The organism is Nocardia farcinica (assembly GCF_029867845.1).
Classification (GTDB): Bacteria; Actinomycetota; Actinomycetes; order Mycobacteriales; family Mycobacteriaceae; genus Nocardia; species Nocardia farcinica_A.
Genome location: NZ_JARWRU010000610.1, coordinates 1 through 10,080, shown reverse-complemented (window position 1 = coordinate 10,080; position 10,080 = coordinate 1). Strand labels below are relative to the sequence as shown.

Sequence of the window (10,080 nt, the reverse complement as noted above, 5' to 3'; positions counted from 1 at the left end):
TGCGGGTGTCGTGTCCATGCAGTCGCAACAGTCCTTCGATACTCATGGGCGGGCACGGTAGGGGCGGCGGGGGGCAAACGCCCCCCCCCCCCCCCCCCCCACACCCCCCCCCCCCCCCCCCCCCCCCCCCGCCCGCCCCTTCCCCGCCCCCCACCCCCCCCCCCCCCCTAAAACCGGGGGGCCCCCGCTTCGTCATGGAGAACCCCTACTTCGCCAGCGCCTGCTCGATGTCGGCGAGCAGATCGCTGACATCCTCGATGCCGACCGACAGGCGGACCAGATCCTCGGGGACCTCCAGCTGCGAGCCCGCCGTCGAGGCGTGGGTCATGGCGCCGGGGTGCTCGATCAGCGATTCCACGCCGCCGAGGGATTCGGCCAGGGTGAAGATCTTCGTGCGCGAGCAGAAGTCGAGCGCGGCCTGCTTGCCGCCGTGCAGGCGCACCGAGATCATCCCGCCGAAGCGGCGCATCTGCTTGGCTGCGACCCCGTGACCGGGATGCTCGGCCAGGCCGGGATAGATGACCTGGGCGATGGCCGGGTGCGCGGCGAGCAGCTCGGCGACCGCCTCGGCGTTGTCGCAGTGCCGCTCCATGCGCACGGCCAGGGTCTTGGTGCCGCGCATGGTCAGGTAGGCGTCGAACGGGCCGGGGACCGCGCCCGCGCCGTTCTGCAGGAAGGCGAAGGCCGCGTCGAGCTCGGCGTCGTCGGTGATCAGCGCGCCGCCGACCACATCGGAGTGCCCGCCGAGGTACTTGGTGGTCGAGTGCAGCACGATGTCGGCGCCGAGCAGCAGCGGCTGCTGCAGGTAGGGAGTGGCGAAGGTGTTGTCGACCACCAGCTTGGCGCCCGCGGTGTGGGCGACCTCGGCCAGCGCCGGGATGTCACCGATGTTGAGCAGCGGGTTGGTGGGGGTCTCCACCCAGATCAGCTTGGTGTTCGGGCGCACGGCCGCGCGGATGGCCTCGACGTCGGTGATGTGCGCGGGGGTGTGTTCGATGCCCCACTGGCTGAACACCTTGTCGATCAGGCGGAAGGTGCCGCCGTAGGCGTCGTCGGGGATGACGATGTGGTCGCCGGGCCGCAGGGTGGCGCGTAGCGCGCAGTCGGTGGCGGCCATGCCAGAGGCGAAGGCGCGACCGTGGCGACCGGATTCCAGCGCGGCGAGGTTGGCCTCGAGCGCACTGCGCGTGGGGTTGCCGGTGCGCGCGTACTCGAAGCCGCCGCGCATGCCGCCGACACCGTCCTGGGCGAAGGTCGAGCTCGCGTAGATGGGCACGTTCACCGCGCCGGTCTGGGGATCGGGATCGAACCCGGCGTGCACGGCCCTGGTGGAGAATCCCAGCTCGCTCATGAGGGACAGCCTAGAGGGCGCGTCTTCGGGGCTTTTCGCCGGAGGGTGGTCCGTGACCTTCCCGTGTCGGAGCCGGGCTCGGCGCGTTGTGATGGCTCCCACCTGCGAAATTGCGTCCGCATGATGGATCAGGCCGTCTACCAGCACCGGAGCCTGTGTGAGCCGGGCGCGAATTGTAAGCGAAACCGGTACGCGGCGAGCGGATTTCGACGCAATCCTGCCGGGGTCGGCTCCGATCGCGGCCCGGCGGGTGCGCGGCACGCGTGGGTCGTGAGGACGTGCCAGGGGGCGTGGCGACGGGCGCGACACGGCGACGGGGCGCGGGGCGGACGCGGGGCGGGGCCGGACGCAACGCGGGGCCGGACGCAGCGCGGGGCCGGACGCGGAAGGCGGGACGGGGGACGCGGAAGGCGAACGTCCGCCACGGGCGGGACCGTGACGGACGTTCGTCGCGTTCGGATCGGCACAGCGGCCGGCGCCCTCGAATGGGCACAGCGGCCGACGCGCCGGATCGGTTCAGTGGCCGATGCTGCCGGTGCTCAGGAAGCCGAGCAGGTCGTGACGGGTGATGACGCCCACCGGCTTGCCCTCCTCGACCACCATGAGCGCGTCGGTGTCCGACAGCGCCTTGGTGGCCGCCGAGACGGGCTCGCCCGCGCCGATCAGCGGGAAGGACGGGCTCATGTGCTGGGCGACGGAGTCGGTCAGCTGGGCGCGGCCCTCGAAGACCGCCGACAGCAGGTCGCGCTCGGTGACGCTGCCCGCCACCTCGCCCGCCATGACCGGCGGCTCGGCGCCGACCACCGGCATCTGCGAGACGCCGTACTCGCGCAGGATCTCGATCGCGTCGCGCAGGGTCTCCGACGGGTGGGTGTGCACCAGGTCGGGCAGTTCACCGGACTTGCCGCGCAGCACGTCGCCGACCACCGGCTCGGGGCTGCCGTCGAGGCGGGTGCGCAGGAAGCCGTAGGAGGCCATCCACTTGTCGTTGAAGATCTTCGACAGGTAGCCGCGGCCGCCGTCGGGCAGCAGCACCACGACCACCGCGTCGGGATCGCGCTTGGCGACCTCGATCGCGGCCACCACGGCCATGCCGCAGGAACCGCCGACCAGCAGCCCCTCCTCGCGGGCCAGCCTGCGGGTCATCTCGAAGGAGTCGGCGTCGGAGACCGCGATGATCTCGTCCGGGATGGACGGGTCGTAGGCGGAGGGCCAGAAATCCTCGCCCACGCCCTCGACCAGGTACGGCCTGCCGGTGCCGCCGGAGTACACCGAGCCCTCGGGGTCGGCGCCGATGATCTTCACCTTGCCGCCGGAGACCTCCTTGAGGTAGCGGCCGGTGCCGGTGATGGTGCCGCCGGTGCCGACGCCTGCCACGAAGTGGGTGATCTTGCCCTCGGTGTCGCGCCAGATCTCCGGCCCGGTGGTCTCGTAGTGGCTCTCCGGGCCGCCGGGGTTGGAGTACTGGTCGGGCTTCCAGCCGCCCTCGATCTCGCGGACCAGACGGTCGGAGACGCTGTAGTAGCTGTCCGGGTGGTCCGGCGGCACGGCGGTCGGGCAGACGACCACCTCGGCGCCGTAGGCGCGCAGCACGTTGCGCTTGTCCTCGGACACCTTGTCGGGGCAGACGAACACGCACTTGTAGCCGCGCTGCTGGGCCACCAGGGCCAGGCCTACGCCGGTGTTGCCCGAGGTCGGCTCGATGATGGTGCCGCCAGGCTTCAACTGTCCCGACTTCTCGGCCGCTTCGATCATCTTGACCGCGATCCGGTCCTTGGAGCTGCCGCCCGGGTTGAGGTATTCGATCTTGGCGGCGACCAACCCCGCGTTCGGTCCGACGACATTGTTCAGCCGGACGAGAGGCGTATTGCCGATGAGGTCGACGACGTGGTCCGCGATGCGCATAGCTCCATCGTTGCAGAAGCACTGTCTGTGAGTTCGCGCACGTCACCCGTTACCGGCCCCTAGGATCGGCTGCCATGAGGCAGACCCACTCGCGTCGGGTCGCCGCGTTGCTCGCCGCCACCGTCGCAGGCACAGTCGCCGCGGTGGCCGGACCGGGGGCGCAGGCGCAGGCCGACACCGTGAATTTTCCGCAGGTCCCGACGCTGGCCCGAGGCGGCGTGTGCTGGACCTCGGTGCAGACCTGGGCCGACACCGGGCCGGACTGGCCGGGGCGCGCGGTACTCAATGTGCGGGCCGAGCCGGTGACGGGCGTCGGATCGAGCATGTACCCGTTCGCGCCGCTGTGCGAGGTGCGCGCCACGGTCGCCTGGCGCAATCTCGACACCGGCGCGGCGGGGACGTTCGACAACGTCGTCGTCACCGGCATCTACGGCAGCATCCTGTACTCGCAGTTCCAGGACACCGGACCGGGGCGGGTCGAGGTCACCGTGACCACCGACGCGCCGAGCATCCCGGCCAAGGGACTGTTCACCGTCCCCGCCTGACCGATCACCCACCCCTCGGGCGGCGAATGTCCCGCCCAGCGAGACCGGCGGGCCGGGGGTGTTCACTCCCGGCGGGTCGCGACGTAGATTCGAGGTGCCACGTACCCGCGAGTAACGCGCGCCCGGAGTCACCGGCGCGCGTGCTCCGAGACAAAGGAGTCCTCATGCCCGAGGCCGTCATCGTTTCGTACGCACGCTCCCCCATCGGCCGCGCAGGCAAGGGGTCCCTGGTGAGCATGCGTCCGGACGACCTCGCCGCGCAGATGGTCCGTGCCGCGCTGGACAAGGTGCCCGCGCTCGATCCCACCCAGATCGACGACCTCATGCTCGGCTGCGGCCAGCCCGCGGGTGAGGCCGGGTTCAACATGGCCAAGGTCGTCGCCACCCAGCTCGGCTACGACTTCCTGCCCGGCGTGACCCTCAACCGCTACTGTTCCTCCTCGCTGCAGACCACCCGCATGGCCCTGCATGCCATCAAGGCGGGCGAGGGCGATGTGTTCATCTCCGCGGGTGTGGAGACCGTGTCCCGCTTCCCGAAGGGCACCGCCGACGGCTGGCCGGACACCCACAACCCGATCTACGCCGACGCCGAGGCGCGCACCGTCAAGCGCGCCGAGGGCGGCGCCGACAGCTGGGCCGACCCGCGCGAGAGCGGCGAGCTGCCCGACATCTACATCGCCATGGGCCAGACGGCCGAGAACGTCGCCCAGTACACCGGCATCTCCCGCGAGGACCAGGACCACTGGGGCGTGCGCTCGCAGAACCGTGCCGAAGAGGCCATCAAGTCCGGCTTCTTCGAGCGGGAGATCACCCCGGTGACCCTGCCCGACGGCACCGTGGTCGCCACCGACGACGGCCCGCGCCCCGGCACCACCTACGAGAAGATCTCGCAGCTCAAGCCGGTCTTCCGGCCCGACGGCACGGTGACCGCGGGCAATGCCTGCCCGCTGAACGACGGCGCCGCGGCTCTGGTGATCATGAGCGACACCAAGGCCAAGGAGCTGGGCCTGACGCCGCTGGCCCGCGTGGTCTCCACCGGCGTGTCCGGCCTGTCGCCGGAGATCATGGGCCTCGGCCCGATCGAGGCGGTCCGCAAGGCGCTGAAGTACGCGGGCAAGACCATCTCCGACATCGACCTGTTCGAGATCAACGAGGCCTTCGCGGTGCAGGTGCTCGGTTCGGCCCGTGAACTGGGCATCGACGAGGACAAGCTGAACGTCTCCGGCGGCGCGATCGCGCTCGGCCACCCGTTCGGCATGACCGGCGCGCGGATCACCGCCACGCTGATCAACAACCTGCAGACCCACGACAAGCAGTTCGGCGTGGAGACCATGTGCGTCGGCGGCGGTCAGGGCATGGCGATGGTGCTCGAGCGCCTGAGCTGATCGGCTGTATCCCGCCCGATGGGACGCGACCCGAGGGCGGGACGACGAAAGGGGGGGGGCCCCCGGGGGGGGCGGGGGGGGGGGGGGGGGGGGGGCGCGGTGACACGACGGAGAGCCCCCCCCCCCCCCCCCCCGGCCCCCCCCCCCAGCCCCGGGGCGGGCCGGGGGGGGGGGGGACAGTCGGCGGGGTGAACCCGGTGGCGTGTGCGGGGCGGATGCCGGGATCTGAGAGAATGTCCCCCCGTGAAGACTTTCGAATCCCTGTTCGCCGAGCTGCAGGAGCGTGCCGTCACCCGTCCCGAGGGGTCCGGCACCGTGGCCGCCCTGGACGCCGGCGTGCATACCCAGGGTAAGAAGGTTCTCGAGGAGGCAGGCGAGGTCTGGCTCGCCGCGGAACACGAGAGCGACGAGTCCCTGGCCGAGGAGATCTCGCAGCTGCTGTACTGGGTCCAGGTGCTGATGGTGGGCCGGGGGCTGACGCTCGACGACGTGTACCGACATCTGTGACGGACGCGTTCTCCGCCCGATACCTCCACCCTTCGGAAGGACAATCCTCCCCATGCTGCGCGTAGCAGTCCCCAACAAAGGCTCGCTGTCGGAATCGGCCACCTCCATCCTCGCCGAGGCCGGCTACCGCAAGCGCACCGATTCCCGCGAGCTGAGCGTCCTCGACCCGCAGAACCAGGTCGAGTTCTACTTCCTGCGGCCCAAGGACATCGCCGTCTACGTCGGCTCCGGCGAGCTCGACCTCGGCATCACCGGCCGCGACCTGGCGCTGGACTCCGGCGCCCCGGTCCAGGAGCGCCTCGCTCTCGGCTTCGGCCGTTCCAGCTTCCGCTACGCCGCCCCCGCGGGCGCCGAATGGACGGTCGAGGATCTGGCAGGCAAGCGCATCGCCACCTCCTACCCCAACCTGGTGCGCGCCGACCTGCGCGAACGCGGCATCGAGGCCGAGGTCATCCGCCTCGACGGCGCCGTGGAGATCTCCATCCAGCTCGGGGTGGCCGACGCCATCGCCGATGTGGTGGGCTCGGGCCGCACCCTGCGCCAGCACAACCTGGTGGCCTTCGGCGAGTCGCTGTGCGACTCCGAGGGCGTGCTGGTGGAGCGCATCGGCTCCGACGCCCAGGACCGGGCCCGCAACCAGCTCATCGCCCGCGTCCAGGGCGTGGTCTTCGCCCAGCAGTACCTCATGCTGGACTACGACTGCCCGAAGAACCTGCTGGAGCAGGCGGTGAAGATCACCCCCGGTCTCGAGTCGCCGACCGTATCGCCGCTGGCCGACGAGTCGTGGGTTGCGGTGCGCGCGATGGTGCCGCGCAACAAGTCGAATTCGGTGATGGACGAGCTGGCCTATCTGGGCGCCAAGGCGATCCTGGCCACCGACATCCGCTCCTGCCGCGCGTTCTGATCCGTTCCGGCCCGCCCGGCGGCCCGCCACGGCCAACCGCACGATAACGCCGCCGGGCCGGGCTGGCACGGGATCGATTCAGCGCGAACGCAACCCGTGTGCGCCGCGCGCCCGGCTTGCTACGGTGCGCCCCTCGATGAGGAACCCGAGGAGCGCACCGTGTCCCAGAACCCACCCGACGAGCGGTCGGGAAGCACTTTCACCTGGAACGAGGACTGGCTGGCCGCCGTCGGCGGCCTGACCCTGCTCGCCCTGGTCCTGCTCGGCGTCATCCCCGAATGGCTGGTGCCGTGATGGCCGGCGACGAGACCCGCGACGACATGGCGGGCACCGCCTCCGGCGCTGCCGAGCCGACCGTGCCGAGCACGACGAAGACCGCGGCGGAGGGTTCCGCCGCGAAGGCAGGGCCGGAGGGCGAGAGCGGCGCCGGACCGATCTCGGAGACCGACGCCGTGCGATCGGGCACCCCCTCGGCGCTGCCGCACCTCCTCGCCGGCCTTGCGGTGGTGTTCGTGCTCGGCGCGCTGACCCGCTATCTCGAACTGCACGTCCCGGACTGGGCCGCGGACACGCCCTTCAAACGGGTGGCGAAATCGATCGAATACCCGGTCTACGCCATCGCCCTCGGGCTGCTCGGCGCCTTCGTGCTCACGAAACTCGGTCTGCGCGACAAGATCTCCGGCGGCTTCCGCACCGAGTTCTTCATCAAGACCGGCGTGGTGCTGCTCGGCGCCTCCATCAACCTGAAGGTGCTGGCCACCGCGGCGGGGCCGGCCATCGTGCAGGCGCTGCTGCTGATCACCATCGTGTTCGGCTTCACCTGGTGGCTGGGCGGGCGGCTCGGCCTGGACGACAAGCTGCGCGCGTTGCTGTCGTCGTCGGTGTCGATCTGCGGCGTGAGCGCGGCCATCGCGGCCGCGGGCGCGGTGCAGGCCCGCCGCGAGCAGATCGCCTACGCGGCCTCGCTGGTGATCATCTTCGCGCTGCCGTCGATCTTCCTGCTGCCCTGGCTGGCGAGCCTGCTCGGCCTGTCCGACGCGGTGGCGGGCGCCTGGATCGGCGGCAACATCGACACCACGGCGGCGGTCGCCGCGGCGGGCGCGATCGCGGGTGAGGAGAGCCTGCAGATCGCCACCATCGTCAAGACCACCCAGAACGCGCTGATCGGCGTGGTCGCCATCGCGCTGACCGCCTACTTCACGCTGCGCGTGGAGCGGGTGCCCGGCGCGGCGCGGCCCTCGCCGCGCCAGTTCTGGGACCGGTTCCCGAAGTTCGTGCTGGCCTTCGTCGCCGCCTCGGTGATCGGCACCCTCTACCTGGCCTCGGTGGACAAGGCCACCGGCTCGGCGCACATCGGCACGGTCAACGACCTGCGCACCTGGTTCCTGATCCTGGCCTTCGTGTCCATCGGCCTGGAGTTCTCGCTGCGCGGCCTGCGCGACGCGGGCTGGCGGCCGGTGGCGGTGTTCGGCTCCGCGGCCGTGGTGAATCTGGTTGTCGGCCTCGGTCTGTCGGTGCTGTTGTTCCACGACTTCACCGTCTGATCCCCGGCTGCCCGGTGCCCGGATCGGTGCGGGCAGCCCTTCACTTCCGGCATCTGCGTGCGAGCTGCCCCGGTGCGTCCGCCGGGGCAGCTCGTCGGCGCCGGACCCGACGAGCCGTCTCGGCCCGATCTCGCCGCGGCGATCGGAGGCGACCGCGGGCGCTCTAGTCGGCGACCGCCTCGGCGTGGGTCTCCTCGGCGGACTCGGCGGTGCCGCGTGGCCAGCCGGGATAGGCGGGCGGGGTGCCGCCGTACGCCGGGCACAGCGACTTGTAGGCGCAGTAGCCGCACAGCCGGCTCGTGTTCGGCGGGAACTCGCCGGTGCGCCCGGCCTCCAGGATCGCCGCCCAGAGCGCGCCCAGGGTGCGCTCGAAACGCTCCAGCTCCTCGGCGTCGGGGGTGTAGGTGAGGATCAGCTCGTCGGCCAGGTAGATCAGCCGCAACTGGGCGGGCAGGATGCCGCGGGTGCGCAGCACCGCCAGCGCGTAGAACTTCAGCTGGAACATGGCCTTGGTCTCCTGCGCTGGACCGGGCGCGCGGCCGGTCTTGTAGTCGACCACCCGCAGCTCCCCGGTGGGCGCCACATCGATGCGGTCGACGAAGCCGCGCAGCGGGACGCCGCCCGCCAGCTCCACCTCCACCCTGGCCTCCCGCGACTCGGGGGAGAATCGGGTGGGATCCTCGAGGCGGTAGTAGTTGTCCAACAGCGCCCGCACCTCGGCCAGGAACGGCTCGTGGCCCTCCTCGGCCAGCAGGTCGGCGATCTCGGGCCGACCGGCCAGCACCCGCCGCCACGCGGGTTCGACCAGCGTGTCGGCGCGCTCGCGGGCGCGCTCGGGCCGGGGGAGTCCGTAGAGGTCTTCGAGCACGGCGTGCACGAGCGTGCCGCGCACCGCCTGCCTGCTCGGCGGTTCCAGGATGGCGTCGATCGCGCGCAGCCGGTACTTGAGCGGGCACTGCTTGTAATCCGTTGCCCGCGAGGGCGACAGAGCCGGCCTGCGCGTCGGCGCCGGCGCTGACGGCGCGGGCTCGGCAGGGGGTGTGGAGGCGGGCGCTGACATACCTGGCAGGCTATCCGGCGGCACTGACAGAACAGGGAACGGAGATTCATGACGGCCAGACGGACCGGGCCATTCACCATCGGGGACCGGGTGCAGCTGTCCGACGCGAAGGGGCGCCTGCACACGGTCGTCCTGGAGCCGGGCAAGGAGTTCCACACCCATCGCGGGGCGATCAAGCACGACGACCTGATCGGCACGGACGAGGGCAGCGTGGTGAACTCCACCAACGGCACCCCGTACCTGGCGCTGCGCCCGCTGCTGGTCGACTACGTGCTGTCCATGCCGCGCGGCGCGGCGGTCATCTACCCCAAGGACGCCGCCCAGATCGTGCACGAGGGCGACATCTTCCCCGGCGCGCGGGTGCTGGAGGCGGGAGCGGGCTCGGGCGCGCTGACCTGCTCGCTGCTGCGCGCGGTGGGCCCGGAGGGCGAGGTGATCTCGCACGAGATCCGCGAGGACCACGCCGAGCACGCGGTCCGCAATGTGGAGCGCTTCTTCGGTGAGCGGCCCGCCAACTGGTCGCTGCGGCTGGGTGATGTGGCCGACTACGACGGCGGGCCCGTCGACCGGGTGGTGCTGGACATGCTCGCGCCCTGGGAGGCGCTGCCGACGGTGTCCGAGGCGCTGATCCCGGGCGGCGTGCTCATCGTGTACGTGGCGACGGTCACCCAGCTGTCACGGGTGGTGGAGGCGCTGCGCGAGCAGGAGTGCTGGACCGAGCCGCGGTCGTGGGAGTCGCTGGTGCGGCCCTGGCACGTGGTGGGGCTGGCGGTGCGGCCCGAGCACCGGATGCAGGGACACACCGCCTTCCTGGTGAGCGCCCGACGGCTCGCCGAGGGCACCGTCACCCCGAAGCCGCAGCGGCGGCCGTCCAAGGGC

General features: G+C 71.4%; 12 protein-coding genes. 8 read left to right on the top strand and 4 right to left on the bottom strand.

Annotation, left to right across the window (positions count from 1 at the left end; all coding sequences use genetic code 11):
- The 3 genes from QH283_RS13385 to QH283_RS13375 all read right to left on the bottom strand — a co-directional run.
- A partial coding sequence (locus tag QH283_RS13385) for a hypothetical protein (RefSeq protein WP_280503326.1) occupies positions 1 to 196 on the bottom strand: 196 nt, incomplete at its 3' end.
- Between the two features lie 9 nt (positions 197 to 205).
- Positions 206 to 1,351, bottom strand: a complete 1,146-nt coding sequence (locus tag QH283_RS13380) for a cystathionine gamma-synthase (RefSeq protein ID WP_280503325.1) — start codon at positions 1,349 to 1,351, stop codon at positions 206 to 208.
- A 516-nt stretch (positions 1,352 to 1,867) separates the two neighbouring features.
- Positions 1,868 to 3,256 (bottom strand): cystathionine beta-synthase, encoded by a 1,389-nt coding sequence (locus tag QH283_RS13375; protein WP_280503324.1) that lies wholly within the window; start codon positions 3,254 to 3,256, stop codon positions 1,868 to 1,870.
- A gap of 74 nt (positions 3,257 to 3,330) precedes the next feature.
- On the opposite strand from QH283_RS13375, the gene QH283_RS13370 reads away from it, so the two are divergent.
- The 7 genes from QH283_RS13370 (at position 3,331) to QH283_RS13340 (ending at position 8,141) form a co-directional block, all read left to right on the top strand.
- On the top strand, positions 3,331 to 3,801 hold the full coding sequence (locus tag QH283_RS13370) for a hypothetical protein (protein ID WP_280503323.1): 471 nt from the start codon (positions 3,331 to 3,333) through the stop codon (positions 3,799 to 3,801).
- A 164-nt stretch (positions 3,802 to 3,965) separates the two neighbouring features.
- Positions 3,966 to 5,186 (top strand): acetyl-CoA C-acetyltransferase, encoded by a 1,221-nt coding sequence (locus tag QH283_RS13365; protein ID WP_280503322.1) that lies wholly within the window; start codon positions 3,966 to 3,968, stop codon positions 5,184 to 5,186.
- A gap of 18 nt (positions 5,187 to 5,204) precedes the next feature.
- On the top strand, positions 5,205 to 5,378 hold the full coding sequence (locus QH283_RS13360) for a hypothetical protein (protein WP_280503321.1): 174 nt from the start codon (positions 5,205 to 5,207) through the stop codon (positions 5,376 to 5,378).
- Positions 5,379 to 5,429: 51 nt separating this feature from the next.
- On the top strand, positions 5,430 to 5,693 hold the full coding sequence (locus tag QH283_RS13355) for a phosphoribosyl-ATP diphosphatase (protein WP_280503320.1): 264 nt from the start codon (positions 5,430 to 5,432) through the stop codon (positions 5,691 to 5,693).
- 52 nt (positions 5,694 to 5,745) lie between these two features.
- Positions 5,746 to 6,597 (top strand): ATP phosphoribosyltransferase, encoded by an 852-nt coding sequence (hisG, locus tag QH283_RS13350; RefSeq protein WP_280503319.1) that lies wholly within the window; start codon positions 5,746 to 5,748, stop codon positions 6,595 to 6,597.
- Positions 6,598 to 6,756: 159 nt separating this feature from the next.
- Entirely contained in the window at positions 6,757 to 6,891 is a 135-nt protein-coding gene (locus QH283_RS13345; RefSeq protein WP_280503318.1) for a hypothetical protein, read from the top strand.
- A complete protein-coding gene (locus tag QH283_RS13340) occupies positions 6,876 to 8,141 on the top strand; it encodes a YeiH family protein (protein WP_280503317.1) in 1,266 nt (421 codons plus the stop codon). Before QH283_RS13345 ends, QH283_RS13340 begins: the two co-directional genes overlap by 16 nt.
- Before the next feature lie 163 nt (positions 8,142 to 8,304).
- On the opposite strand, the gene QH283_RS13335 is transcribed toward QH283_RS13340, so the two are convergent.
- On the bottom strand, positions 8,305 to 9,201 hold the full coding sequence (locus QH283_RS13335; RefSeq protein WP_280503316.1) for a RecB family exonuclease: 897 nt from the start codon (positions 9,199 to 9,201) through the stop codon (positions 8,305 to 8,307).
- Between the two features lie 48 nt (positions 9,202 to 9,249).
- Here QH283_RS13335 and QH283_RS13330 point away from each other — a divergent pair.
- On the top strand, positions 9,250 to 10,080 hold an 831-nt coding region (locus QH283_RS13330), incomplete at its 3' end, for a tRNA (adenine-N1)-methyltransferase (protein WP_280503315.1).